Here is a 24,438-nt window from a genome sequence, read left to right on the forward strand (position 1 = left end):
CGCCGCACCGCCGGGGTACCCGCCCGCCGATACGCTACGAGTCGGTAGCAAGCCGGTAGCAACCCGTTCACCACGAGGAGCCGCGCCCGTGTCCGAACAGCAGAGCCCAGCCGTCGAGACAGCCCCCGAGGACCAGGATCTCCACACGACCGCGGGCCGGATCGCGGATCTGGAGCGGCGCATCGAGGAGGCCACCCATGCGGGTTCGGCGCGGGCGGTGGAGAAGCAGCACGCCAAGGGCAAGCTGACGGCACGCGAGCGGATCGGGCTGCTGCTGGACGAGGGCTCCTTCACGGAGCTGGACGAGTTCGCCCGGCACCGCTCGGCCAACTTCGGACTGGCGGACAACCGCCCCTACGGCGACGGCGTGGTCACCGGCTACGGCACGGTGGACGGGCGCCCGGTGGCCGTCTTCTCCCAGGACTTCACCGTCTTCGGCGGCGCGCTGGGCGAGGTCTACGGGCAGAAGATCACCAAGGTGATGGACTTCGCCCTGAGGACCGGCTGCCCGGTCATCGGCATCAACGACTCCGGCGGCGCCCGCATCCAGGAGGGCGTGGCCTCGCTCGGCGCCTACGGCGAGATCTTCCGCCGCAACACCCTCGCCTCCGGGGTGATCCCGCAGATCTCCCTGGTGGTCGGCCCGTGCGCGGGCGGCGCGGTCTACTCCCCGGCGATCACCGACTTCACGGTGATGGTCGACCAGACCTCGCACATGTTCATCACCGGCCCGGACGTCATCAGGACCGTCACCGGCGAGGACGTCGGCTTCGAGGAGCTGGGCGGCGCCCGCACCCACAACGCCACCTCCGGGGTGGCGCACTACATGGCCGGCGACGAGAAGGACGCCGTCGAGTACGTCAAGGCGCTGCTGTCGTACCTGCCGTCCAACAACCTCTCCGAGCCGCCCGCCTTCCCCGAGGAGGCGGACCTGGAGACCTCGGAGACCGACCGGGAACTGGACGCGCTGATCCCGGACTCGGCGAACCAGCCGTACGACATGCGCACCGCGATCGAGCACGTGCTGGACGACGGCGAGTTCCTGGAGACCCAGCCGCTGTTCGCGCCGAACATCCTCACCGGTTTCGGGCGGGTGGAGGGCTCCCCGGTCGGCATCGTCGCCAACCAGCCGATGCAGTTCGCCGGCTGTCTGGACATCGACGCCTCCGAGAAGGCCGCGCGCTTCGTGCGCACCTGCGACGCGTTCAACATCCCGGTGCTCACCTTCGTCGACGTCCCCGGCTTCCTGCCCGGCGTCGACCAGGAGTACGGCGGCATCATCCGGCGCGGCGCCAAGCTGATCTACGCCTACGCCGAGGCCACGGTGCCGCTGATCACCGTCATCACCCGCAAGGCGTTCGGCGGCGCGTACGACGTGATGGGCTCCAAGCACCTGGGCGCGGACCTCAACCTGGCCTGGCCGACGGCCCAGATCGCGGTGATGGGCGCCCAGGGCGCGGTCAACATCCTGCACCGCAGGACACTGGCGGCGGCGCGGACCGACGAGGAGCGCGAGGAGCTGCGGGCCAGGCTCACCGCCGAGTACGAGGACACCCTCCTCAACCCCTACGTCGCGGCCGAGCGCGGCTATGTGGACGCGGTGATCCGGCCCTCGGAGACCCGGCGCCACCTCGTGCGGGGCCTGCGGGCGCTGCGCACCAAGCGGGAGTCCCTGCCGCCGAAGAAGCACGGCAACATCCCGCTCTGACCGCTTCCGATCCGACCGCTTCCGACAGCGAGGAGACCGTGGCAGTGATCAAGGTCGTACGCGGCAACCCGACCCCCGAGGAACTGGCCGCCGCCCTGGCGGTGGTACGCACCCGGGCGGCGGCACAGGCGGCCGAGCGCCCCGCCGCGCGCCCCGCCGCCCAGTGGTCCGACCCGGCCCGCACCGTCCCCGGCCGGCGGCTGCCGCACCCGGGACCGCAGGCGTGGCGGACGACGTACTGGCCCGGCTGAGGCCGCCCCCGCCCCTTCTCCCGCCGTGCGCCCCTGCCGCGCCTCCTGCCGTGTCCGGGGCGCCTGAGTACGGGTACTCAGGCGCCCCGGACACGGACGGCGGAGGATCGGGACATGCTCTGGTCCGATCCGGCCGACGAACCCCCCGAGGAGCTGCGCGCCGCCCAGGCCATGCTCCGCCGCGCCGGCCTGCTGCTCGCCACCGCCATGCTCGTGGTCTTCCTGCTGCTGCTCTGAGCGGGCCGCCGCGCGGGCCCGTCCACGGCCGCCCCGGATGTTCCTAGGATGAGCCGCATGGTCCACGACACCGCTTCCTCCCCCGCCCCCGCCCCCACCCCCGCGCGCCGTCTCGTCCTCGCCTCCCGGTCCCCCGCCCGGCTCGGGCTGCTGCGGCAGGCCGGGCTGGCGCCCGAGGTGATCGTCAGCGGGGTGGACGAGGACGCGATCAGCGCCCCCACACCCGCCGAACTGGCCCTGCGGCTGGCCGAGGCGAAGGCGGCGGCCGTGGCGGAGCGGGCCGCGGCGGCGGGCGCGCTCGTCGTCGGCTGCGACTCGGTGCTGGAACTGGACGGACGTCCGCTGGGCAAGCCCGCGGACGCCGAGGAGGCCACCGCCCGCTGGAAGGCCATGCGCGGGCGCACCGGTGTCCTGGTGACCGGGCACTGCGTCGTCGATGTGGCCGCCGGCCGCCGCGTCTCGGCGACCGCCGCCACCTCGGTCCGCTTCGGCGAGCCGACCGACGCGGAGGTCGCCGCCTATGTCGCCAGCGGCGAGCCGCTGCACGTCGCGGGAGCCTTCACCCTCGACGGCCGGTCGGCGCCCTTCGTCGAGGGCATCGAGGGCGACCACGGCAACGTCATCGGGCTCTCGCTGCCGCTGCTGCGCCGGCTGCTGGCCGAGCTGGGCGTGGGGATCACGGAGTTGTGGGCCTGAGCGGCGCCCCGGCGCCCTGCTCGCCGGCCGGGGCGACCGGGGTCAGCAGAGCCAGTACGAGGACGCCCAGCGCGGCCATCAGGACGGCGAACGCGGCCCACCCCACCAGCGCGGCGGCCGCCGCGCCGAGCACCCCGTGCCCGACGGCCACGCCGACCAGCAGCGCACGGGCGGGCCGGCCCGGTGCCCGGCCGGTCAGGGCGGTGCGGAGCAGCAGCGCGCCGCACAGCAGCAGCAGGGCGCCCAGGGCGGCACCGCCGGTCCAGGCGGAGACCGCCGCGGCGCGCGGGTCGAGCCCGGCCAGGGACATGTCCTGCCGGTCGGCCATGACACCGAGGATCCAGTGCAGCGCCGCGACCCCCACGGCCTCGCACACCAGTACCGCGGTCGCCGCCAGCGCCACCGGCCGTCCGTGCGCCATGTCCCCGCCCCGTTTCCGTCCCCGCCCCACTCGTCCGTGCGTCCGTGCGTCCATGCGTCCATGCGTCCGTGCGCATGCTACTAGCGGGTAATGCTTCCGGGAACCCGCGGCGCACCGGCAAAGAATCGCCCCGTCGTTCATAGGAACCCCACAAAGAACCAGGGGTTCCACCCCGGCACCCGGACAGTAACCTTGACCACACGGCGAATCTCCAGCCCGAGCCGAGAAGCCCGGCGTACCGTGTGCTCGTAAGGGGTTTGGGCTTCCCGGAGCTTCCGGGATCACATTCCGTGTGGGCAAGCTCACCTCGCGAGGCGACTCGGCGTGCGGTGTCGCCACTACCTAAACTCACATCGCTCATGTGTTGCTGCGGCCCAGCGCCAAGGAGGAAGCCATCGTGCGCAAGGTGCTCATCGCCAATCGCGGTGAAATCGCTGTCCGCGTCGCCCGGGCCTGCCGGGACGCCGGGATCGCGAGTGTGGCCGTCTACGCCGACCCGGACCGGGACGCGCTGCACGTGAAGGTGGCGGACGAAGCCTTCGCGCTGGGCGGTGACACCCCGGCCAACAGCTATCTGGACATGGCCAAGGTGCTGAAGGCCGCCGCCGACTCCGGCGCGGACGCGATCCACCCCGGCTACGGCTTCCTGTCGGAGAACGCCGACTTCGCCCAGGCCGTCCTGGACGCCGGGCTGATCTGGATCGGCCCGCCCCCGCAGGCCATCCGCGATCTGGGCGACAAGGTGGCGGCCCGCCACATCGCCCAGCGGGCCGGCGCGCCGCTGGTCGCGGGCACCCCCGACCCGGTCTCCGGCGCGGACGAGGTCGTCGCCTTCGCCACCGAGCACGGTCTGCCGATCGCCATCAAGGCCGCCTTCGGCGGCGGCGGACGCGGTCTGAAGGTCGCCCGCACCCTCGAGGAGGTTCCCGAGCTGTACGACTCGGCCGTCCGCGAGGCGGTGGCCGCCTTCGGCCGCGGCGAGTGCTTCGTGGAGCGCTACCTGGACCGGCCGCGCCATGTGGAGACCCAGTGCCTGGCCGACAAGCACGGCAACGTGGTGGTCGTCTCCACCCGGGACTGCTCCCTGCAGCGCCGCCACCAGAAGCTGGTGGAGGAGGCCCCGGCGCCGTTCCTGACCGCCGAGCAGAACGCCGAGCTGTACCGCGCGTCCAAGGCCATCCTCAAGGAGGCGGGCTACGAGGGCGCCGGCACCTGTGAGTTCCTGGTCGGCCAGGACGGCACGATTTCCTTCCTGGAGGTCAACACCCGCCTCCAGGTGGAACACCCGGTGACCGAGGAGGTCACCGGCATCGACCTGGTGCGCGAGATGTTCCGGATCGCCGACGGCGAGGAGCTGGGCTACGACGATCCCCCGATGCGCGGTCACTCCTTCGAGTTCCGCATCAACGGCGAGGACCCGGGCCGCAACTTCCTCCCGGCCCCGGGCACGGTCACCCGGTTCGACCCGCCCGCCGGTCCGGGCGTGCGGCTGGACGCCGGGGTGGAGTCCGGCTCGGTCATCGGCCCGGCCTGGGACTCGCTGCTGGCCAAGCTGATCGTCACCGGCGCCACCCGGCAGCAGGCCCTGCAGCGCGCCGCCCGCGCCCTGGCGGAGTTCCAGGTCGAGGGCATGGCGACCGCCCTGCCGTTCCACCGCGCGGTGGTCGCCGACCCGGCCTTCGCCCCCGAGGTCAACGGCCGTCCCGAGGACCCGTTCGGCGTCCACACCCGGTGGATCGAGACCGAGTTCGTCAACGAGATCAAGCCGTTCGCCGCGCCCGCCGACGCGGAGGCGGAGGAGGACGAGCCCGGCCGGGAGACCGTCGTGGTCGAGGTCGGCGGCAAGCGCCTGGAGGTCTCCCTGCCCGCCTCGCTGGGAATGACGCTGGCCCGCACCGCGGCGGCCGGCGGCGCCCGCCCCAAGCGGCGCGCGGCCAAGAAGTCCGGCCCGGCCGCCTCCGGCGACGCCCTGGCCTCCCCGATGCAGGGGACCATCGTCAAGGTCGCCGTGGAGGAGGGCCAGCAGGTCGCCGAGGGCGAACTCGTCATCGTCCTGGAGGCGATGAAGATGGAGCAGCCCATCACCGCCCACCGCGCCGGCACCGTCAAGGGGCTCAGCGCCGCCGTCGGCGCGAGCGTCAGCTCCGGCGCCGTCATCTGCGAGATCAAGGACTGACCGGACGGCAGGCCCGGCACGGGCGGGGCGGCACGGCGGCCGTCCCGCCCCGCCCGTGCGTCACCCGTGCGTCAGTCGGTCAGTGATGGCGGCGCGGGGCCAGGTCCGTGACCCGGCCCGGCTGGCCCTCGCCCGGAGCGGGCGGGGGAGCCGCACGCAGCTGTGAACCGCCTCCCCCGCCGCCCTGCGGATGCTGGCGGCGCTGCCCCGGCAGCGGCACCTCGCGGCGGGACTGCCGCCCCGTGCCGCCCGCACCGCCCTCGCCGCCCGGCCCGGGCTGCCCGGCCGGACCGCCCAGGTGGGCGCCCGCCTCGCCGGCCACCGCGATCTGGACGCCCTGGTCGGCCAGGGCCTGCAGCTCCGCCGCCGCCCGCTCGTCCTGCGCCGGGGGCTCGTTGGTCACCAGGCGGGTGATCAGATCCGGGGGGATCGTCTGGAACATCGTGTCGACACCGAGCTTGGTGTGGTCGGCGAGGACGACGACCTCCGCCGCGGCCCGCACCAGCGCGCGGTCCACGCTCGCCGACAGCATGTTGGCGGTGGACAGGCCGCGTTCGGCCGTCAGCCCGTTGCCGGACAGGAAGGCACGGGACACCCGCAGTCCCTGCAGGGAGTGCTCGGCGCCGCTGCCGACCAGCGCGTAGTCGGCGCCGCGCAGCGTGCCGCCGGTCATCACCACCTCGACGCGGTTGGCGTGCGCCAGCGCCTGCGCGACCAGCAGCGAGTTGGTGACCACGGTCAGGCCCGGCACCCGCGCCAGGCGGCGGGCCAGCTCCTGGGTGGTCGTACCGGCACCGACGACGACGGCCTCGCCCTCCTGGACGAGGCCCGCGGCCAGATCGGCGATGGCCGTCTTCTCCGCGGTCGCCACATGCGCCTTCTGGGGGAAGCCCGACTCCCGGGTGAAGCCGCCGGGCAGCACCGCGCCGCCGTGGCGGCGGTCGAGCAGCCCCTCGGCCTCCAGCGCCCGGACGTCGCGCCGTACGGTCACTTCGGAGGTCTGGACGACTCGCGCGAGCTCCCGGAGCGAGACGGCTCCGTTGGCACGCACCATTTCGAGGATCAGTTGGCGACGTTCTGCAGCGAACACGGAACTGACAGTAACCCGTCCGACCGTCTGCTTTCAGCTGTTTCCGCTGAATAACGGAAGTTGTCCGTAGCCGTACCCCGGTCGTGGTATAGGCGATCGTTTCCGGCGGAAACGGACGCTGATCAGCCCTCTTCGGCCGTCTTCCGGGTGTGGAGCTGCCGGGCCACCTCGGCGATCGAGCCCGAGAGGGAGGGATAGACGGTGAAGGTGTTCGCGATCTGTTCGACCGTCAGGTTGTTGTCGACCGCTATCGAGATCGGGTGGATGAGCTCGCTGGCGCGCGGCGCCACCACCACGCCCCCGACCACGATGCCCGTGCCCGGCCGGCAGAACAGCTTCACGAAGCCGTCCCGGATGCCCTGCATCTTGGCGCGCGCGTTGCGCAGCAGCGGCAGCTTGACCGCGCGGGCGTCGATCCGGCCGCTGTCCACGTCGGCCTGCGTGTAGCCGACGGTGGCGATCTCCGGGTCGGTGAAGACGTTCGCCGAGACCGTCTTGAGGTCCAGCGGCGCCACCGTCTCGCCCAGGAAGTGGTACATCGCGATACGGCCCTGCATGGCCGCGACCGAGGCGAGCGCGAAGACACCCGTGCAGTCGCCGGCCGCGTAGACGCCGGGGACGGAGGTGCGCGAGACCCGGTCCGTCCGGATGTGGCCCGACTCCCGCAGCCTTACCCCGGCCTCCTCCAGGCCGATGCCCGTGGTGTTGGGGACCGCCCCGACCGCCATCAGGCAGTGGCTGCCGGTGATGACCCGGCCGTCCGAGAGGGTGACCTCGACCCGGTCGCCCACCCGCTTGACCGAGGCCGCCCGGGAGCGCGACAGCACGTTCATGCCGCGGCGCCGGAAGACCTCCTCCAGCACCACCGCCGCGTCCGGGTCCTCGCCGGGCAGCACCCGGTCGCGCGAGGAGACCAGCGTCACCCGGGAGCCGAGTGCCTGGTAGGCGCCGGCGAACTCGGCGCCGGTGACGCCGGAGCCGACCACGATCAGTTCCTCGGGCTGCTCCTCCAGGTCGTACACCTGGGTCCAGTTCAGGATGCGCTCGCCGTCCGGACGGGCGTCGGGCAACTCGCGCGGCTTGCCGCCGGTGGCGACGAGGACGGCGTCCGCCGTCAGCCGCTGCTCCTCGCCCTCGCCCGTCTCCACGACCACCTGGCGCGAACCGTCGGACGCCTGGTGCGGCTCCAGCCGGCCGCGGCCGCGCAGCACCCGGGCGCCGGCCCGGGTGACGGCGGCGGTGATGTCGTGCGACTGGGCGAGCGCCAGGCGCTTGACCCGCCGGTTGACCCGGCCCAGGTCCACTCCGACGACCCGGGCGGGACTGTCGGGGTCGGGGGTGCCGTCCTCGACGATGATGCCGAGTTCCTCGTAGGAGGAGTCGAAGTTCGTCATCACCTCGGCGGTGGCGATGAGCGTCTTGGAGGGCACGCAGTCGGTCAGCACCGACGCCCCGCCCAGACCGTCCCGGTCGACGACGGTCACCTCCGCGCCGAGCTGCGCGGCCACCAGCGCCGCCTCGTAGCCGCCGGGCCCACCACCGATGATCACGATCCGAGTCACGTACCCCAGTCTGACACGCGCCGCCCGCGCGCCGGGCACCACCCGCCGCCCGCGCGGGCACTCCGGCCGGGGGGCGGCGCCCGCCGCCCGCTAACCTCGTCGCATGTCGCTCTACGCCGCCTATGCCGGAAACCTCGACGCCCGGCTGATGTCCCGCCGGGCCCCGCACTCCCCGCTGCGCGGCACCGGATGGCTCAGCGGATGGCGGCTGACCTTCGGCGGCGAGCACATGGGCTGGGAGGGCTCGCTCGCGACCATCGTCGAGGATCCGCTGTCGGAGGTCTTCGTCGCGCTGTACGACATCGCGCCCCTGGACGAGGACTCCATCGACCGCTGGGAGGGCGTCGGCATGGGCATCTACCGCCGCACCCGGGTGCGGGTGCACACCCTGGACGGCGACGAGACGGCGTGGTGCTACGTGCTCAACGGCTACGAGGGCGGGCTGCCCTCGGCCCGCTATCTGGGGGAGATCGCCGAGGCGGCGGAGTCCGCGGGCGCCCCGTACGACTATGTGACGGAGCTGCGCAAGCGTCCCTGCTGAGGCTTCCGGGCGCCTGCGCCGGGCACGTCCGCCGGCCGCCTCCCGCCACCGGAGCACCGCGGGGCCGAGCCCGGGACCACTGCCGCCCCGGCTTCGGGCGGACATCCCGGCCGGGGTCGTCTACGCGCGTAGGCAATTACCGGTTACCCTCATCGGCGTGAACGCATCTGCCAGCACGGACTACTCCGGCGACCCCCACGCCGCCGCCGAAGCGGCCGCGGCCCGCCTCCGCGAACTGACCGGCGCGGAGAGCCATGACGTGGCCCTGGTCATGGGCTCGGGCTGGGTCCCGGCCGCCGACGCGCTCGGGGCCCCGGACCACGAGTTCCCGGTCACCGACCTCCCCGGCTTCCCGCCGCCGATGGTCGCGGGACACGCCGGGCGGGTCCGCTCGTACCGTGCCGGCGAACGGCGCGCGCTGGTCTTCCTCGGCCGTACGCACCTGTACGAGGGCCACGGCGTCGCGTCCGTCGCCCACGGTGTCCGCTCGGCGGTGGCCGCGGGCTGCAAGACCGTCGTGCTGACCAACGGCTGCGGCGGCCTCCGCCCGGGCATGCGCCCCGGCCAGCCGGTCCTCATCCGGGACCACATCAACCTGACCGGCCGCTCCCCGATCGCCGGTGCGCGCTTCGTCGACCTGACGGACCTCTACTCGCCGCGGTTGCGCGCGCTGTGCCAGGAGGTGGACGGCACGCTGGAGGAGGGCGTCTACGTCCAGTTCCCCGGCCCGCACTACGAGACGCCCGCCGAGATCGGCATGGTCCGGGCGATCGGCGGCGACCTCGTCGGCATGTCCACCGTGCTGGAGGCGATCGCCGCCCGGGAGGCGGGCGCGGAGGTGCTGGGCATCTCCCTGGTCACCAACCTGGCCGCGGGCATGACGGGCGAGCCCCTCAACCACGAGGAGGTCCTCCGGGCCGGCCGCGACTCGGCCGCCCGGATGGGCGAACTGCTGGCCCGCGTCCTGCCCCGCGTCTGACCGGCCGGCGCGGTGGGCGCCCGTCCTCCCCCGGACGGCCCCCGGACGGCACCCGGACGGCACCCGGACGGCGAGGTGACCGGTGGGGTCCGGGAGTGTCCCGGGTAGGAGTGGGCGGAGACCGGCGAGGCCCCGCGGACGCCGGCGGACACCGGCCGGAGGACGAAGACCGGCCAGTGGGAGATCCCGCGACCGCCCCGGCGCGGGAGTGGCAGCGGACGGGAGCGGCGCCCGGCGCCGCCCGTACGGGGGCCACGCGAGACGACACGCGAGAGCGGAGACGACGTGACAACCGTGCACGATGAGCTGACCGCCCGGGCGCGGTCCTGGCTGGCCGAGGACCCGGACCCGGAGACCCGCGAGGAGTTGGCCGGACTCGTCGAGGCACAGGACTTCGACGAACTGGCCGACCGTTTCTCGGGCACCCTCCGGTTCGGCACCGCCGGGCTCCGCGGCGAACTGGGCGCGGGACCGATGCGGATGAACCGCGCGGTCGTCGTCCGGGCCGCGGCCGGACTCGCGGCCAGTCTGCGGCGGACCGGGCACGACGGCGGCCTGGTCGTCGTCGGGTACGACGCCCGCCACAAGAGCGCCGACTTCGCGCGCGACACCGCCGCCGTGCTGGTCGGCGCCGGGCTGCGGGCGGCCCTGCTGCCCCGTCCCCTGCCCACCCCCGTCCTGGCCTTCGCCGTACGGCATCTGGACGCCGCGGCCGGCGTCATGGTCACCGCGAGCCACAATCCGCCCCGGGACAACGGTTACAAGGTCTATCTCGCCGGGGGCGCGCAGATCGTGCCGCCGGACGACGCCCGGATCGCCGACGAGATCGCCGCGATCGGCTCCCTGGCGGACGTCCCGCGCGCCGAGTCCGGCTGGGACGTCCTCGGCGAGGAGATCGTCCAGGCCTATCTGGAGCGGGCGGTCTCCGTCCTCACCCCGCGCTCCCCGCGGAACGTACGCGTCGTCCACACCGCCCTGCACGGGGTGGGCGGCGCGGTCGTGGCCGCGGCCTTCGAGCGGGCGGGCTTCCCCGCGCCGATCGCCGTCGCCGAGCAGGCCGGGCCCGACCCCGACTTCCCCACCGTCGCCTTCCCCAACCCCGAGGAGCCCGGGGCGATGGACCTGGCCTTCGCCACCGCCCGCGACCACCAGGCGGACAGGGCGGGGGGCGTCGACCTGGTCATCGCCAACGACCCCGATGCCGACCGCTGCGCGGTGGCGGTGCCCGACCCCGACACGGACACCGGCTGGCGGATGCTGCGCGGCGACGAGGTGGGCGCGCTGCTGGCCACCCATCTGGTGCACAAGCGGGCCCGGGGCACCTTCGCCACCACGATTGTCTCCTCCTCCCTGCTGTCGCGGATCGCCGCCGAGGCGGGCGTGCCGTACACCGAGACGCTGACCGGCTTCAAGTGGCTGGCCCGGGCGGACGGGCTGCGCTACGCCTACGAGGAGGCGCTGGGCTACTGCGTCGACCCCGAGGGCGTGCGCGACAAGGACGGCATCACGGCCGCGCTGCTGATCGCCGAGCTGGCCGCGGAGCTGAAGGAGTCCGGGCGCACCCTGGCGGAGCTGCTGGACGACCTCGCGGCGCGCTACGGGCTGCACGCCACCGACCAGCTCTCGGTGCGGGTGGCGGACCTGTCGCTGATCGAGGCGGCGATGCGCCGGCTGCGCGCGACACCGCCGGTCGTCCTGGGCGGTCTGACCGTCACCTCGGCCGAGGACCTCGGCCGGGGCGACGGCGGCCTCCCGCCGGCCGACGTACTCCGCTACCACCTGGCCGGCGACTCCCGGCAGGGTGTCTCGGGCGCCCGCGTCGTCGTCCGGCCCAGCGGCACGGAGCCGAAGCTGAAGTGCTACCTGGAGGTGGTCGTCCCCGTGGCGGACGCCTCGGAGCTGTCCACCGCCCGGGCCGCGGCGGACTGGGCCCTGGGCACCCTCCGGGCGGACCTGGCCGCCGCCGCGGGCATCTGACCCGTCCGGCGCGCCCGGCGTCCGGGCCGGAGCCGGGCGCGCCGGGCGCCAGACGTGCCGGACGTACCGGGCGGTGGACAGCCGCGCGGCACCCGCGCGCCGTCGGGACCGTCCGGCGGGCACACGGGCGGGAACGGCCGGACATCCGGCCCGGAGGGGAGCGGACCACGGCGGGCCGGCCACCGGACGACCGGCAGTCAGACCGGGCCGACCCGGCCGGGCCCGGTGGCCGCGTACCGACCCGGCGCACGCCACGCCCGCCCGGCCGCATCCCGTTCCGGTACGCGGCCACCGGGCGTACGGCCCGAACCGGGGCCCGGCCCGGGCGGCCCGCCCGAACCGCCCTCAGCCCAGAAGCAGCAGGAGCAGCAGGGCAAGCCCGCCGACGGCGGCGGGAACCAGGATCTCGTAGGCCCACCGGACGGCCGGGACGCCCTGCGCGGCCTCGGCGGAGGCGTGGCGCTCGGCCAGTGCGCGGATCTCCTCGACCGCCTGGTCGGCCTGGGGCCGGTAACCGTTCTGGTCCCCGCCGCCCCCCGGGCCCTTCCCCCCGCCGAACACCGCCGGTGCCGTCGTCCGGCCGCCGCCTCCCCGCTGCCGGGCGGCCCTCTTCCGCTGCCGCAGCGACACCGGGATCGCCCACATCTGGTACTTCGCACCGTCCGCGGCGAAGACCTCGGTGGAGTACGAGGCCCGTACGTCCTCCACCGACGCCCATGGCAGGGTGATCGTGCGGAACGGGTTGCGCACCCGCAGCCGCTCACTGCCCGCGTACACGGCGGGCCGCAGGGAGAAGGCCACGATCAGCGGCGCGAGGAACAGCAGGGCGGCCAGCGAGATCCACCGGACACGCCCCTCGCCGCTGAGGGCTCCGTCACCGGTCAGCAGCACGACGAGGAACAGCAGCAGACCGCCTCCCACCAGCCCCGGTACGGAGCGGTAGACATGGTCGGCGTATCCGTTCTGCTCGCGCGTCATGCCCCCGATTCTGCCCGACGAGCGGCGCGGGCGGCCCACCCGACCGCAGGGCGGTCCACCGGGGACGGGCCGGAGGGAAGGCCCGGAGGAGAAGGGAGGACTGTCAGTCGATGATCGCCTCGTAGTAGCGGTCCTCGGCGGAGTCGTAGACCAGGGTGCCGTCGGCGTCGTACCCCTTGATCGCCGGAGCTGCGTCCGGCTTCTCGGTGAGCACACCGCTCGCCACGAAGTAACCGTCGTCGATCGTCGCCTCCACCGTCCGTCCGCCGTACTCCACGGTGACCCTGCTGACCTCGGAGGTCACACTCCCGTAGTCCACCCAGCGGTAGGGCAGTTCCCAGTCCGTGCCGCCCAGGGGAATCTGCCGGTAGAGCACATTGGCGTTGATGTCGACCGTGACGGCCCGCTCCGGGGCGCCGTCCCCGTTGAACACGCGCAGGTTCTGCGTCTCCTTCCGGTCCCGGCAGAAGTACACGGCTCCGTCGTCTTCCCGGTGGACCGCCAGCACCCCCGTACCGGAAGTGCCCTCGTTGTGGTTGGCGACCAGCCTCCACGCCTGCAGGAGCCGGTAGTCCGCCGGATCACCGAGCCCGCCGGCCGGGGACGCGTCGCCCGGAAGCTCCTTCTGGAGCGCGGCGTGGGACTTCAGGCAGCGCGCGAAGGACGCCTCGGCCTGCGACAGGCCGATCCCGTCGGCGAGCTGCCCGGACGTGGCGGGCGGACCCATGCCCTCCGGCTCGTCGGCGCCGGCCGAGGCTCCGGGAGAGTCCGGCGCGCCGGACGACGCGGGCGCGGCACCGGCCGCGGGCGCGGAGCCGTCCCCCCAGCCGCCGTACGCGCCCAGGGCCACCCCCGGCACCACGGCCAGGACCGCGACCCCCGCCCCGGCCACCGCCATGCCGCGCCGCCGGGCGCTCCGCGCACCCCGCACGATGGCGTCGTACGGCGCGCTCTCCGGGCGGACGTCGTCCACCCCCTCGGCCAGCATCCGGCGCAGTTGCGCCTCGAACGGAGTCTCCTCGCTCATCTCGTCTCCCCATGGTTGGCGATCACCGGTACCGCCGGCTCCGCGGCCGTACCGGTGCGGGCGTCGGTCCCGGGATCGGTACGGGTGTCGGCGCCCGGCCGGACCGCGTGCAGGCCCGGCTGGGCACGCAGCTTGGCGAGCCCCTTGGACGCCTGGCTCTTGACGGTGCCGACGGAGCACCCCAGCGTCTGCGCCACCTCCGCCTCCGAGAGGTCCTCCCAGTAGCGCAGCACCACCACCGTCCGCTGCCTCTTGGGCAGCCGGGCGAGGGCTCTCATCAGCACCTGCCGGTCGACGGCCCGCGGCGCGGGATCCGGGTGGGCCGGCGCGGCGGCGTCCAGCGGCAGCTCCGTGAGATGCTCGGCGACACGCCGCTTTCTGAAGCGGTCCTTGTTGCAGCTGACCAGGATGCGCCGTATGTAGGCGTCCGGGTTCTCGCTGCGGACCACCCGCCGCCAGGAGCGGTACGCCTTGGTCAGGGCGGCCTGTGCGAGATCCTCGGCATGGTGGCGGTCTCCCGTCAGCAGGTAGGCCGTCCGCACCAGATGGGGCCATCTGGCACGGACGAAGCCCTGGAACTGACTTTCGTCGTCTGCGTGCATCCGCGCTCCCTTCACCCTCCAGACCACCCTCCGTCCGGAACGGGTTGCCCGGAATTCCGGGCAACCGGAAGGGAAGCCGCGGTGCCGCCCGGACATGACACAGCCGACGCCCCCGTCCGCGCACCTCCCCGGGTGAGGTCACGGCCCCCCTCGCGGCCGGGCGGCCGGATGCGATCCCCGTCCCGTTGGCCCGGACCCCCGCGGCCCGTCCCCGCCGGACGCCGACTGTCGACTGCCGGGCCATGGTGGGCGGGGTGGGGGATGACAGCCGCTACGCGCGTAGATATGCTCGTCTGGTGACCATGCCTGCCTCGTCTCCCACCACCGCGTCCGAAGCGCCGCCCCCGGCGTTCGCGGACGCCACCGCGTCCGATGCCGCGCTGCGCCGCTTCCTGCACGGCCTGCCCGGGGTCGACGCGGTCGGCCTCGAAGCCCGCGCCGCCGCGCTCGGCACCCGTTCGATCAAGACCTCGGCCAAGGCCTTCGCCATCGACCTGGCCATCTCGATGATCGATCTGACCACCTTGGAGGGCGCCGACACCCCCGGCAAGGTCGGGGCGCTGTGCGCCAAGGGCGTCCACCCCGACCCCACCGACCGCACCGTCCCGGAGGTCGCCGCGATCTGCGTCTACCCGGACATGGTGGCCACCGCCCGGCGGGCCCTGGACGCCGCCGGGGGCCGGGCGGTCCAGGTCGCCTCCGTCGCCACCGCCTTCCCCGCCGGCCGCGCCGCGCTGGACGTCAAGCTGGCGGACACCCGCGCCGCGGTGCTGGCCGGCGCCGACGAGATCGACATGGTCATCGACCGCGGCGCCTTCCTCTCCGGCCGCTACCTCCAGGTCCTCGAGGAGATCAGGGCCGTGAAGGAGGCCTGCGCCCGCCCGGACGGCGAGGACGCGCACCTGAAGGTGATCTTCGAGAACGGCGAGCTGGCCACCTACGACAACATCCGCCGAGCCTCCTGGCTGGCGATGCTCGCCGGGGCGGACTTCATCAAGACCTCCACCGGCAAGGTGGGCGTCAACGCCACCCCGGCGAACACCCTGGTGATGCTGGAGGCGGTGCGCGACTTCCGCACCGCCACCGGCGCCGTGATCGGTGTCAAGCCCGCGGGCGGCATCCGCACCACCAAGGACGCCCTCAAGTACCTGGTGCTGGTGAACGAGACCCTCGGCGACGACTGGCTGCGCCCCGACCGGTTCCGTTTCGGCGCCTCCAGCCTCCTCAACGACCTGCTGATGCAGCGCCAGAAGCTGACCACCGGGCGCTACTCCGGCCCCGACTACGTGACGGTGGACTGATCACGATGAGCCCTCTGTTCGAGTACGCGCCCGCGCCCGAGTCCCGCGCGGTCGTCGACATCGCGCCCTCCTACGGCCTGTTCGTGGACGGCGAGTTCCGCGAGGCCGCCGGCGGCCGGGTCCTCAAGACCGTCTCGCCGGCCACCGAGGAGGTGCTGAGCGAGGTCGCCCACGCCGGCGACGAGGACGTGGACGCGGCCGTGGCCGCCGCCCGCCGGGCCTTCGGCCCCTGGTCGGCACTGCCCGGCGCCGAGCGCGCCAAGTACCTGTTCCGGATCGCCCGGATCATCCAGGAGCGCTCCCGCGAGCTGGCCGTCCTGGAGACCCTGGACAACGGCAAGCCGATCCGCGAGACCCGGGACGCGGACCTGCCGCTGGTCGCCGCGCACTTCTTCTACTACGCGGGCTGGGCCGACAAGCTCGCCCACGCCGCCCTCGGGCGGAGCCCGCACAACGGCACGAGCGGCCCGGACCCGCGTCCGCTGGGCGTGGCCGCCCAGGTCATCCCGTGGAACTTCCCGCTGCTGATGCTCGCCTGGAAGGTCGCCCCGGCCCTGGCCTGCGGCAACACCGTCGTCCTCAAACCCGCCGAGACGACCCCGCTGTCCGCGCTGTTCTTCGCGGACGTCTGCCGCCAGGCCGGGCTGCCGCGGGGCGTGGTCAACATCCTCACCGGCGACGGCGCCACCGGCGCCGCGCTGGTCGCGCACGACGGTGTCGACAAGGTCGCCTTCACCGGCTCCACCGCCGTCGGCAAGCAGATCGCGCGCACCCTCGCGGGCACGCGCAAGAGGCTCACCCTGGAGCTGGGCGGCAAGGGCGCCAACATCGTCTTCGACGACGCGCCCGTGGACCAGGCCGTCGAGGGCATCGTGAACGGCATCTACTTCAACCAGGGCCAGGTGTGCTGCGCGGGTTCGCGCCTGCTGGTGCAGGAGTCGGTCCAGGACGAACTGCTGGACGCCCTCAGGCGCCGGCTGGCCACCCTGCGGGTCGGCGACCCGCTGGACAAGAACACCGACGTCGGCGCCATCAACTCCGCCGAGCAGCTCGCCCGCATCACCGAGCTCGCCGACAGCGGCGAGGCCGAGGGCGCCGAGCGCTGGTCCCCGGCCTGCGAACTGCCCGAACGGGGCTACTGGTTCGCGCCGACGGTCTTCACGAACGTCACCCAGGCCCACCGGATCGCCCGCGAGGAGATCTTCGGCCCGGTGCTGTCCGTGCTGACCTTCCGCACCCCAGACGAGGCCGTGGCCAAGGCCAACAACACGCCGTACGGCCTGTCGGCGGGCGTGTGGACGGAGAAGGGCTCGCGCATCCTGGCGATGGCGGACCGGCTGCGGGCCGGCGTGGTGTGGGCCAACACGTTCAACAAGTTCGACCCGGCCTCGCCCTTCGGCGGCTACCGGGAGTCGGGCTTCGGCCGCGAGGGCGGCCGTCACGGTCTGGAGGCGTACCTCGATGTCTGAGATGTCCGACCCGATGCCCGGGACGTCCGGCACCGCGCGCACGCGGCTGAGCGTCCTGAAGACCTACAAGCTGTTCCTCGGGGGGAAGTTCCCCCGGTCCGAGAGCGGACGGGTGTACGAGGTGACCGACACACGCGGCAGGTGGCTGGCCAACGCCCCGCTGGCGTCCCGCAAGGACGCCCGGGACGCGGTGGTCGCCGCCCGGAAGGCGTTCGGCGGCTGGTCCGGGGCGACCGCGTACAACCGCGGCCAGATCCTCTACCGGATCGCCGAGATGCTGGAGGGCCGCCGCGACCAGTTCACCGCCGAGGTCGCCGCGGCCGAGGGCCTGTCGAGGGCGAAGGCCGCCGCGCGGGTGGACGCCGCCGTGGACCGCTGGGTGTGGTACGCGGGCTGGTCCGACAAGATCGCCCAGGTGGCGGGCGGCGCCAACCCGGTGGCGGGCCCGTACTTCAACCTCTCCACCCCCGAGCCCACCGGGGTGGTCGCCGTGCTCGCGCCCCAGGAGTCCGCCTTCCTCGGCCTGGTCTCGGTGCTCGCCCCGGTGATCGTCACCGGCAACACCGCCGTCGTGGTGACGAGCGAGCGGGCTCCGCTGCCCGCGCTCTCGCTGGCCGAGGTGCTGGCCACCTCCGACCTGCCGGGCGGCGTGGTCAACGTCCTGTCCGGCCGTACCGCCGAGCTCGCCGCCCCGCTCGCCGCCCACCAGGACGTCAACGCGATCGACCTGGCGGGCGCGGACGACGCCGGTCTGGCGAGGGAACTGGAGGCCGCCGCGGCGGAGAACCTCAAGCGGGTGCTGCGCCCGGCGGACGGCGGCGCCGACTGGTCCGCCGACCCCGGGACGGGGCGGATGCTGGCGTTCCTGGAGACCAAGACCGTCTGGCACCCCGTCGGCCTCTGACGGCACCCGCCCGCGCCCCGGAGGGGCCGGTGCCGCGGCGTCCCGCGTACGGACGCCGCGGCACCGGCCGCTCCCCGGAGGCCCCGAGTCCCCCGACGCACCGGAACCCCGACGCACCGGCAGCCGCCCGGCCCACCGGTGCGAAGTCCTTCCGCCATGCCCGACAATGGTGTTCCGTGGCCTCCTCCGACACCGCCCGCGTGATCCTGCTGACCGGACCGTCCGGCTCCGGGAAGTCCTCGCTCGCCGCCCGCACCGGACTGCCCGTGCTGCGGCTGGACGACTTCTACAAGGAGACCGGCGATCCGTCCCTGCCCCGGTTCCCCGGCAGCGGGCTGGTCGACTGGGACGATCCCGCCTCCTGGGACGCGGACGCCGCGGTGGCCGCGATCGGCGCCCTGTGCGAGCGCGGCCGCACCGCCGTGCCGGTGTACGACATCGCCGCGAGCGCCCGGACCGGCACGGAGGCGCTCGACCTGCGCGGCGCCCGGCTGTTCGTCGCCGAGGGGATATTCGCCGCCGAGATCGCCGGACGGTGCCGGGAGCTGGGGCTGCTGGCCGACGCCCTGTGTCTGCGCGGCCGGCCCGGCACCACCTTCCGGCGGCGGCTGGTCCGCGACGTGTGCGAGGGCCGCAAGTCGCTGCCCGTCCTGATCCGCCGCGGCTGGACGCTGATGCGCGACGAGCACACGATCGTCGCGCACCAGGTCGCCCTCGGCGCCCACGCCTGCGGCCGGGACGAGGCCCTGGGCCGGATCGCGGAGCTCGGCGCGCCCTCGGCCGCGCGCCGGTGAGCCCCGCGCGCCGGGCGGCCACGGCCCCGGACGGACCGGGCGTACGACGGCGCGCGGCGGGAGCGGGTCCGGCCACACCCCCCGGCCGGCCGGACCCGCTCCCGCTTCCCCCCGCTCCCCCGTCCCCCCGTTCTCCGGCGCCGGCCGTCAGGCGACCAGTTCGCCGAAGCTCTCCTCCAGGTCCCGGCCGAAGCTGAGCGACTGGTCGTCGCGCAGCCGGCGCAGGGAGCGCCAGATGCTGCTCTTGACCGTGCCGACGCTGATGTTCAGGATGTCGGCGATCTCCGGGTCCGTGCGGCCCTCGTAGTAGCGCAGGACCAGCATGGTGCGCTGTGTCTCGGGCAGCCGCGCCAGCGCCTGCCACAGGACCGCGCGCAGTTCGGTGCCGCGCATCGCGTCGTTCTCGCCCGCCGACTCGGGCAGTTCCTCGGTCGGGTACTCGTTGAGCTTGCGGCGTCGCCAGGCGCTGATGTGCAGGTTCGTCATGGTGCGGCGGAGGTAGCCGCCGACCGCGGCCTTGTCGCTGATCCGCTCCCAGGCGCGGTAGGTGGAGAACAGCGCGCTCTGCAGCAGGTCCTCGGCCTCGTGCCGGTCCCCCGTCAGGTGGTAGGCGGTGGCGTACAGGGAGGCGCGGCGCTCGCGGACGTAGGCGGTGAACTCCGCCTCCGACACGCCCCGGCGCCGCTCCCCCGGTGCCTCCCCGTACGCTTCGTCCCCCCGGCGGCCGCCCCCGCCGGCCGCCTCCCCCACGGCGGCGATGTGCGCGGGCCGCTGCCGCCCGGCGTTACGGACGCACCCTCCCCCTCGTTTCGCCGGGGGGACCCCCGGTGCGCCCGGGCCGCCGGACGTCTCCCTGCCCTGGGCGGGAACCGCCGGGGTGCGCGGATGCGTGTGGATAACTGCGCTGGTGATGGTGCTGTGCAGTGTGGTCATCTCGCGCCCCCCTCGTAGAGCCAGCCCGTTCGCTCGCCTTGCTGTGCCGAATACACTGCCGCGGCAGTTTCATGGCCGGGTCCTCCCTCTGTCACAGGGGTGTCACAGGGCGCGGAGCGGGCGTGCCCCGGAACCGGACCGGCTTTCCGTGTGTCTGCGTGTCTGCGCTTCCGTGCACCCGCCAGTCGAAGTACGGGCGGGGGATGCGCCAGAATGGCGCGCGTGCCATTCCTGTTGCTGATCGAGGACGACGAGGCCGTCCGTACGGCCCTGGAGATGGGTCTGACCCGGCAGGGCCACCGTGTGGTGACCGCCGCCTCGGGCGAGGACGGTCTCAGGCTGCTGCGCGAGCAGCGGCCCGATCTGATCGTGCTGGACGTCATGCTGCCCGGCATCGACGGCTTCGAGGTGTGCCGCCGCATCCGGCGCACGGACCAGCTGCCGATCATCCTGCTGACCGCGCGCAGCGACGACATCGACGTCGTGGTCGGCCTGGAGTCGGGCGCGGACGACTACGTCGTCAAGCCGGTGCAGGGACGGGTGCTGGACGCCCGTATCCGCGCGGTGATGCGGCGCGGCGAACGCGAGGCGAACGACTCGGCGACCTTCGGCGCGCTGGTCATCGACCGCTCCGCGATGACGGTGACCAAGAACGGCAGGGACCTGCAGCTGACCCCGACGGAACTGCGGCTGCTGCTGGAGCTGAGCCGCCGCCCCGGACAGGCGCTGTCGCGGCAGCAGCTGCTGCGGCTGGTGTGGGAGCACGACTACCTCGGCGACTCCCGGCTGGTCGACGCGTGCGTCCAGCGGCTGCGCGCCAAGGTCGAGGACGTGCCCTCCTCCCCGACCCTGATCCGTACGGTGCGCGGGGTGGGCTACCGGCTGGACCCCCCTGCGTGAACGGCGCACGCGAGGCCGCCGGGCCGCGCCTTCCCTCGATACCCGCGCCCGCGCCGAGCGGGCGGGGAAGCACGTCCCGCACCACGGCGGGCGAGGCGCGCCGGGCCGCCGCCCCGCACCCCGGGCCGGAGCCCGCGCCCCGGCCCGGCAGGGCTCACGAGGAGGCACTGTGAGCGGGATCCCCGGAAAGTTCATGGGGGCGCTGCGGCTGACGAGCCTGCGGCTGCGGCTGGTGGTGGTCTTCGCGCTCGTCGCGCTGATCGCCGCGGCGGCCGCCTCCGGAATCGCGTACTGGATCAACCGCGACGCCGTCCTCACCCGGGCCCAGGACGCCGCGCTCAACGACTTCCGCGACTCGCTGGGCGACACCGCGGGATCCGTCTCCCGCCGCACGTCCTGTGACGAACTGCAGGAAGCGGCCGACGCCATGGCGAACTCCGCCGAGCGGTACGAGGTCGTGCTGATCTCCCGGCGGACCGGCGGACCGCCGTGCCGGGCCGCGTCGCACGAGAACTTCACCCTGGACGACGTGCCCCGGACGCTGCGCACCGCCGTGAACCGCAAGCGCGAGGTCGACGCCGCCAACCCGGCCGAGTACCACCTGTACTGGCAGCGGATCACGCTGGACGGCGAGCCGTACCTGGTGAGCGGCGCGACCGTGATCGACGAGGGCGGCCGGCCGGCGCCGACGGGCTACATGCTCAAGTCACTGGCGGCCGAGCGGGACGACCTCAACTCCCTGGCCTGGTCGCTGGGCATCGCCACCGCGCTGGCGCTGATCGGTTCCGCCCTGCTGGCGCAGGCCGCCGCCACCACGGTGCTGCGGCCCGTGCAGCGGCTGGGGGACGCGGCGCGGCGGCTGGGCGAGGGGAAGCTGAACACCCGGCTGCAGGTGTCGGGGACCGACGAGCTGGCCGAGCTGTCCCGGACGTTCAACCGCACCGCCGCGGCGCTGGAGAAGCGGGTGGCGGAGCTGAGCGCCCGCGAGGAGTCCAGCCGGCGCTTCGTGGCGGACATGTCCCACGAGCTGCGCACGCCGCTGACCGCGATCACCGCGGTGACGGAGGTGCTGGAGGAGGAGGCCGACTCGCTCGACCCCATGATCGCGCCCGCGGTCGGACTGGTGGTCAGCGAGACCCGGCGGCTGAACGACCTGGTGGAGAATCTGATGGAGGTCACCCGCTTCGACGCGGGAACGGCCAGACTGGTGCTGGACGACGTCGACGTCGCGGACCAGGTGACGGCCTGCGTCGACGCCCGCGCCTGGCTGGACGCGGTCGAGCTCGACGCCGACCGCGGTGTGATGGCCCGGCTCGACCCGCGGCGGCTGGACGTGATCCTGGCCAATCTGATCGGCAACGCGCTCAAGCACGGCGGCTCCCCGGTGCGGGTCTCGGTGCGCACCGGGAAATCCGGGGCAGTCGCAGCGAGAGGCGCCGCGGGCGGGGACGAGCTGATCATCCGGGTCTCCGACAACGGACCCGGCATCCCCGAGGACGTGCTGCCGCACGTCTTCGACCGCTTCTACAAGGCGAGCGCGTCCCGGCCCCGGTCGGAGGGCAGCGGTCTCGGGCTGTCGATCGCCCTGGAGAACGCGCACATCCACGGGGGCCGGATCACCGCGGAGAACGCGCCCGGGGGTGGCGCGGTCTTCACCCTGCGGCTGCCGCGCGACGCCAGCCGGCTCGCGCCGGACCGCGACCGGGACCCCGACCGGGACCCCGACCGGGACTCCGGCCAGGACGGTGTCCGCGACGACGCGGGCACCGGGACCGGCGGGGAGGGCGACCGATGACGGCCGCGCACCGTGCCGCCCGCACCACCCGCACCGTCCGTACCGCCGCCGCCGTTCTGGCGGTCCTCGCGCTCGGCGGGTGCGGCATCCGGTCGACGCCCGTGCCGGTGGACGCGGGTGCGGCGCCGTCCCGGGCGTCGTGCGCGGCACCCGGCGCCGGGGAGGCGCGGCAGCCGGGGGACGAGGTCATCCGGGTGGACGTCTTCCTCGTCTGCGGCGGCGGTGTCGAGCCGGTGGAGCGCACCGTGCCCGTGAAGGCCGGTGAGCGGGGCCCGGACGCACGGCTGAGGACGGCCCGCGCGCTCCTCGACGAGTTGCAGGAGTCCCCCTCCCGGGCCGAGGACGAGGCGGGCTTCGGCACCGCGGTGCCGCACACGCTGGAGGTCCTCGCACCGGCCGAGGAGGACTCCCGGGAGACGCTCCGGCTGAGCCAGGAGCCCGGCCGGCTGCCGCCCTTCGCGCTGGCCCAGATCGTGTGCACGTTCGCGGGCACGGCCGCCACCGGCCAGGAGCCCACGGTGGTGCTCGGCGGTCCGGGCCCGGAGTCGGGGGCGGGTCCGGGGCCGGATGAGAACCGCGGGATGCCGTCGGCCCACTCGTGCACCGACGCGCTGCGGAGCGGTCCGGAGACGGCGGAGACGGCGGGCGCACCGCCGTCGTAGGCGTGCGACCGGGTGGCGGCCCGGGGATCCGGGGAACCGCCTCCCGGACCGCGGGCGTCCTCGTCGCTGTGCAGCGTCAACACCGCGGCGGTCCCGCCGCACACCGCGTCCGGACAGCGGGTCTCGTACTCCTGTGCGGCCACCTGCTGTTCGTCGGCTGGCTGACGCTGCGGCCGCTGTCCGTGCCCTGGGTGTCCCCCGCGAACCTGCGGCCCTTCGCCTCGATCCACGCCGACCTGACGACCGGCCCCCAGGCCGCGCTGGAGGGCATCGGCGGCGGACTGGCGCTGCTCGCCCCGCTCGGGGTGCTGCTGCCGATGGCGGTGGGCCGGGTGACGTCCCGGCTGGGGTCCTGGGCCCGTACGGTCTCCGCCGGGGCGGCGATCTCGCTCGGCATCGAACTGGTGCAGCCCGCCGTGCCCGGGCAGGTCGCGAACGTGGACGCGCTGCTGCTCAACACCACCGGGGTCGCCCTGGCCCATCTGCTGTGCTACCCGGCGCTGCGGGCCCGGCTGCGCGCCGCCCACCGGAAGGACCTGGCCGGTGCCCGGGTCCACCGTCCGGACGACGAGGACCGGGGGGCGACCCCGAGGACCACCGGGGTCGGGATCGCTCCGTAGACCGACGTCCGTCCGGGACGCTCCCTCTACCGTGAAATGGGTACCCGGCGAACAACAGCGTCCCGGACGAACGAAGGAGTCACAGCCATGGCCGCACTTGTCCGCCCCGATGACAACCGGATGATCGCCGGCGTCTGCGCCGGGCTGGCCCGGCGCTTCGGCGTCTCCGCGAACACGATGCGGGCGATCTTCCTGATCTCCTGCATCCTCCCGGGGCCGCAGTTCCTGGTCTACATCGCCCTGTGGATCCTGCTCCCGGACGAGCAGAAGGCTTACCGAGGCGGCCGCTGGTGACAGCACGGCGGGCGCACGTCAAGGCGGGCCGTACACCGGATCCGGTGTACGGCCCGCCGTTCGCTCCCGGGGAGAACCCCGAAGGCGTGCGCTACGGCGTCAGCCGAGGCCCTTGGCCAGCGGAAGCGATCCCGTGAGCTGCTGGAGCGACTGGCCTCCGACGAGGGCCCGCACCGGCTCCTGCTGGGGAGCGGGGGCCGGCAGCGTCCGCGGCGCCTCCTGCCGGGGGGCCTGCTCGGGGGCGGGGGCCGGCAGCGTCCGCGGCGCCTCCTGCTGAGGTGCCTGCTCGGGTGCGGGGCCGAGGGCGGGCAGCGCCTTCGTCAGAGTGCCGGTGAGCTGCCCGATGACCGGAACGCCCGGCAGGGCGGGCGCCGCGGCGGCGGTCCCGGTGCCGGCGACGGCGATGGCGACACCGAGCACGGCGGCGCCGAGTGTCTTCATGGTTCGCTGCTTCATCAGCTGCTACGTCCTCTTGTGGATGGGTTGGGGCGGCCTCGCGAAAGTAGCCAGACCACCGCACC

25 protein-coding genes are annotated in these 24,438 nt (G+C 74.2%); 17 read left to right on the forward strand and 8 right to left on the reverse strand.

From position 1 onward, the window contains the following. The first annotated feature begins 88 nt into the window (after positions 1-88). From V1L54_RS07875 to V1L54_RS07890, 4 genes are all read left to right on the forward strand, one after another. Positions 89-1,708: an acyl-CoA carboxylase subunit beta gene (locus tag V1L54_RS07875; protein WP_330117162.1), complete on the forward strand. Its 1,620-nt coding sequence runs from the start codon at positions 89-91 to the stop codon at positions 1,706-1,708. A gap of 44 nt (positions 1,709-1,752) precedes the next feature. Then, positions 1,753-1,959 (forward strand): acyl-CoA carboxylase subunit epsilon, encoded by a 207-nt coding sequence (locus V1L54_RS07880; RefSeq protein WP_330117271.1) that lies wholly within the window; start codon positions 1,753-1,755, stop codon positions 1,957-1,959. 114 nt (positions 1,960-2,073) lie between these two features. Then, positions 2,074-2,196: a morphogenic membrane protein MmpB gene (mmpB, locus tag V1L54_RS07885; protein ID WP_330117163.1), complete on the forward strand. Its 123-nt coding sequence runs from the start codon at positions 2,074-2,076 to the stop codon at positions 2,194-2,196. Positions 2,197-2,253: 57 nt separating this feature from the next. Then, complete coding sequence (locus V1L54_RS07890) at positions 2,254-2,892, forward strand: nucleoside triphosphate pyrophosphatase (RefSeq protein ID WP_330117164.1); 639 nt, start codon at positions 2,254-2,256, stop codon at positions 2,890-2,892. On the opposite strand, the gene V1L54_RS07895 is transcribed toward V1L54_RS07890, so the two are convergent. Further along, positions 2,873-3,313: a hypothetical protein gene (locus V1L54_RS07895; protein WP_330117165.1), complete on the reverse strand. Its 441-nt coding sequence runs from the start codon at positions 3,311-3,313 to the stop codon at positions 2,873-2,875. The genes V1L54_RS07890 and V1L54_RS07895 overlap by 20 nt on opposite strands. A 397-nt stretch (positions 3,314-3,710) precedes the next feature. Between V1L54_RS07895 and V1L54_RS07900 the strand changes: the two genes are divergently transcribed. Beyond that, entirely contained in the window at positions 3,711-5,489 is a 1,779-nt protein-coding gene (locus tag V1L54_RS07900) for an acetyl/propionyl/methylcrotonyl-CoA carboxylase subunit alpha (protein ID WP_330117272.1), read from the forward strand. Between the two features lie 79 nt (positions 5,490-5,568). Here V1L54_RS07900 and V1L54_RS07905 read toward each other — a convergent pair whose 3' ends face one another. Then, complete coding sequence (locus V1L54_RS07905; RefSeq protein WP_443076542.1) at positions 5,569-6,543, reverse strand: DeoR/GlpR family DNA-binding transcription regulator; 975 nt, start codon at positions 6,541-6,543, stop codon at positions 5,569-5,571. Positions 6,544-6,701: 158 nt separating this feature from the next. After that, on the reverse strand, positions 6,702-8,150 hold the full coding sequence (locus V1L54_RS07910; protein ID WP_330117273.1) for an NAD(P)H-quinone dehydrogenase: 1,449 nt from the start codon (positions 8,148-8,150) through the stop codon (positions 6,702-6,704). 94 nt (positions 8,151-8,244) lie between these two features. Here V1L54_RS07910 and V1L54_RS07915 point away from each other — a divergent pair, with 94 nt between their 5' ends. From V1L54_RS07915 to V1L54_RS07925, 3 genes are all read left to right on the forward strand, one after another. Continuing rightward, positions 8,245-8,682, forward strand: a complete 438-nt coding sequence (locus tag V1L54_RS07915; RefSeq protein WP_330117167.1) for a gamma-glutamylcyclotransferase family protein — start codon at positions 8,245-8,247, stop codon at positions 8,680-8,682. 157 nt (positions 8,683-8,839) lie between these two features. Beyond that, positions 8,840-9,661, forward strand: coding sequence for a purine-nucleoside phosphorylase (locus tag V1L54_RS07920; protein ID WP_330117168.1), 822 nt, complete (start codon positions 8,840-8,842; stop codon positions 9,659-9,661). A gap of 285 nt (positions 9,662-9,946) precedes the next feature. Next, entirely contained in the window at positions 9,947-11,638 is a 1,692-nt protein-coding gene (locus V1L54_RS07925; protein ID WP_330117169.1) for a phospho-sugar mutase, read from the forward strand. A 345-nt stretch (positions 11,639-11,983) separates the two neighbouring features. Here the strand turns inward: V1L54_RS07925 and V1L54_RS07930 are convergent, their stop codons facing one another. The 3 genes from V1L54_RS07930 to V1L54_RS07940 form a co-directional block, all read right to left on the reverse strand. Next, complete coding sequence (locus V1L54_RS07930; RefSeq protein WP_330117170.1) at positions 11,984-12,616, reverse strand: PH domain-containing protein; 633 nt, start codon at positions 12,614-12,616, stop codon at positions 11,984-11,986. A gap of 103 nt (positions 12,617-12,719) precedes the next feature. Next, on the reverse strand, positions 12,720-13,643 hold the full coding sequence (locus V1L54_RS07935; RefSeq protein ID WP_330117171.1) for a hypothetical protein: 924 nt from the start codon (positions 13,641-13,643) through the stop codon (positions 12,720-12,722). Further along, on the reverse strand, positions 13,640-14,245 hold the full coding sequence (locus V1L54_RS07940; protein WP_330117172.1) for a SigE family RNA polymerase sigma factor: 606 nt from the start codon (positions 14,243-14,245) through the stop codon (positions 13,640-13,642). Before V1L54_RS07940 ends, V1L54_RS07935 begins: the two co-directional genes overlap by 4 nt. A 302-nt stretch (positions 14,246-14,547) precedes the next feature. Between V1L54_RS07940 and deoC the strand changes: the two genes are divergently transcribed. The 4 genes from deoC to V1L54_RS07960 all read left to right on the forward strand — a co-directional run bounded on the left by deoC (position 14,548) and on the right by V1L54_RS07960 (position 18,713). Next, on the forward strand, positions 14,548-15,546 hold the full coding sequence (gene deoC, locus V1L54_RS07945) for a deoxyribose-phosphate aldolase (protein WP_330117274.1): 999 nt from the start codon (positions 14,548-14,550) through the stop codon (positions 15,544-15,546). A 5-nt stretch (positions 15,547-15,551) separates the two neighbouring features. Continuing rightward, entirely contained in the window at positions 15,552-17,015 is a 1,464-nt protein-coding gene (locus V1L54_RS07950; protein ID WP_330117173.1) for an aldehyde dehydrogenase family protein, read from the forward strand. Then, entirely contained in the window at positions 17,008-17,919 is a 912-nt protein-coding gene (locus V1L54_RS07955) for an aldehyde dehydrogenase family protein (protein WP_330117174.1), read from the forward strand. Before V1L54_RS07950 ends, V1L54_RS07955 begins: the two co-directional genes overlap by 8 nt. 176 nt (positions 17,920-18,095) lie before the next feature. Then, complete coding sequence (locus V1L54_RS07960; RefSeq protein WP_330117175.1) at positions 18,096-18,713, forward strand: ATP-binding protein; 618 nt, start codon at positions 18,096-18,098, stop codon at positions 18,711-18,713. A 147-nt stretch (positions 18,714-18,860) separates the two neighbouring features. On the opposite strand, the gene V1L54_RS07965 is transcribed toward V1L54_RS07960, so the two are convergent. Beyond that, positions 18,861-19,646: a SigE family RNA polymerase sigma factor gene (locus V1L54_RS07965; protein ID WP_330117176.1), complete on the reverse strand. Its 786-nt coding sequence runs from the start codon at positions 19,644-19,646 to the stop codon at positions 18,861-18,863. A 222-nt stretch (positions 19,647-19,868) separates the two neighbouring features. On the opposite strand from V1L54_RS07965, the gene V1L54_RS07970 reads away from it, so the two are divergent. The 5 genes from V1L54_RS07970 to V1L54_RS07990 all read left to right on the forward strand — a co-directional run bounded on the left by V1L54_RS07970 (position 19,869) and on the right by V1L54_RS07990 (position 23,917). Beyond that, positions 19,869-20,546 (forward strand): response regulator, encoded by a 678-nt coding sequence (locus V1L54_RS07970; protein ID WP_330117177.1) that lies wholly within the window; start codon positions 19,869-19,871, stop codon positions 20,544-20,546. Between the two features lie 193 nt (positions 20,547-20,739). Next, the gene (locus V1L54_RS07975) at positions 20,740-22,341 is read left to right on the forward strand and encodes a sensor histidine kinase (protein ID WP_330117275.1); all 1,602 of its coding nucleotides are present in this window, start codon (positions 20,740-20,742) and stop codon (positions 22,339-22,341) included. Next, complete coding sequence (locus V1L54_RS07980) at positions 22,338-23,003, forward strand: hypothetical protein (RefSeq protein ID WP_330117178.1); 666 nt, start codon at positions 22,338-22,340, stop codon at positions 23,001-23,003. The genes V1L54_RS07975 and V1L54_RS07980 overlap by 4 nt, the downstream gene beginning before the upstream one ends. 68 nt (positions 23,004-23,071) lie before the next feature. Beyond that, complete coding sequence (locus tag V1L54_RS07985) at positions 23,072-23,623, forward strand: VanZ family protein (protein ID WP_330117179.1); 552 nt, start codon at positions 23,072-23,074, stop codon at positions 23,621-23,623. Positions 23,624-23,710: 87 nt separating this feature from the next. After that, on the forward strand, positions 23,711-23,917 hold the full coding sequence (locus V1L54_RS07990; RefSeq protein ID WP_330117180.1) for a PspC domain-containing protein: 207 nt from the start codon (positions 23,711-23,713) through the stop codon (positions 23,915-23,917). Between the two features lie 99 nt (positions 23,918-24,016). On the opposite strand, the gene V1L54_RS07995 is transcribed toward V1L54_RS07990, so the two are convergent. Further along, entirely contained in the window at positions 24,017-24,373 is a 357-nt protein-coding gene (locus V1L54_RS07995; protein ID WP_330117181.1) for an ATP-binding protein, read from the reverse strand. Positions 24,374-24,438: the final 65 nt, after the last annotated feature.

This window comes from Streptomyces rubellus (genome assembly GCF_036323805.1).
GTDB lineage: Bacteria > Actinomycetota > Actinomycetes > Streptomycetales > Streptomycetaceae > Streptomyces.

What these genes read in the sequence shown, in the direction of transcription:
- mmpB (WP_330117163.1), top strand. Translation starts at nt 2,074, where the DNA reads ATGCTCTGGTCCGATCCGGCCGACGAACCCCCCGAGGAGCTGCGCGCC.
- V1L54_RS07940 (WP_330117172.1), bottom strand. Translation starts at nt 14,245, where the DNA reads ATGCACGCAGACGACGAAAGTCAGTTCCAGGGCTTCGTCCGTGCCAGA.
- deoC (WP_330117274.1), top strand. Translation starts at nt 14,548, where the DNA reads ATGCCTGCCTCGTCTCCCACCACCGCGTCCGAAGCGCCGCCCCCGGCG.
- V1L54_RS07975 (WP_330117275.1), top strand. Translation starts at nt 20,740, where the DNA reads ATGGGGGCGCTGCGGCTGACGAGCCTGCGGCTGCGGCTGGTGGTGGTC.
- V1L54_RS07965 (WP_330117176.1), bottom strand. Translation starts at nt 19,646, where the DNA reads ATGACCACACTGCACAGCACCATCACCAGCGCAGTTATCCACACGCAT.
- V1L54_RS07990 (WP_330117180.1), top strand. Translation starts at nt 23,711, where the DNA reads ATGGCCGCACTTGTCCGCCCCGATGACAACCGGATGATCGCCGGCGTC.
- V1L54_RS07890 (WP_330117164.1), top strand. Translation starts at nt 2,254, where the DNA reads ATGGTCCACGACACCGCTTCCTCCCCCGCCCCCGCCCCCACCCCCGCG.
- V1L54_RS07935 (WP_330117171.1), bottom strand. Translation starts at nt 13,643, where the DNA reads ATGAGCGAGGAGACTCCGTTCGAGGCGCAACTGCGCCGGATGCTGGCC.
- V1L54_RS07955 (WP_330117174.1), top strand. Translation starts at nt 17,008, where the DNA reads ATGTCTGAGATGTCCGACCCGATGCCCGGGACGTCCGGCACCGCGCGC.
- V1L54_RS07950 (WP_330117173.1), top strand. Translation starts at nt 15,552, where the DNA reads ATGAGCCCTCTGTTCGAGTACGCGCCCGCGCCCGAGTCCCGCGCGGTC.
- V1L54_RS07930 (WP_330117170.1), bottom strand. Translation starts at nt 12,616, where the DNA reads ATGACGCGCGAGCAGAACGGATACGCCGACCATGTCTACCGCTCCGTA.
- V1L54_RS07895 (WP_330117165.1), bottom strand. Translation starts at nt 3,313, where the DNA reads ATGGCGCACGGACGGCCGGTGGCGCTGGCGGCGACCGCGGTACTGGTG.
- V1L54_RS07995 (WP_330117181.1), bottom strand. Translation starts at nt 24,373, where the DNA reads ATGAAGCAGCGAACCATGAAGACACTCGGCGCCGCCGTGCTCGGTGTC.
- V1L54_RS07915 (WP_330117167.1), top strand. Translation starts at nt 8,245, where the DNA reads ATGTCGCTCTACGCCGCCTATGCCGGAAACCTCGACGCCCGGCTGATG.
- V1L54_RS07980 (WP_330117178.1), top strand. Translation starts at nt 22,338, where the DNA reads ATGACGGCCGCGCACCGTGCCGCCCGCACCACCCGCACCGTCCGTACC.
- V1L54_RS07905 (WP_443076542.1), bottom strand. Translation starts at nt 6,543, where the DNA reads ATGGTGCGTGCCAACGGAGCCGTCTCGCTCCGGGAGCTCGCGCGAGTC.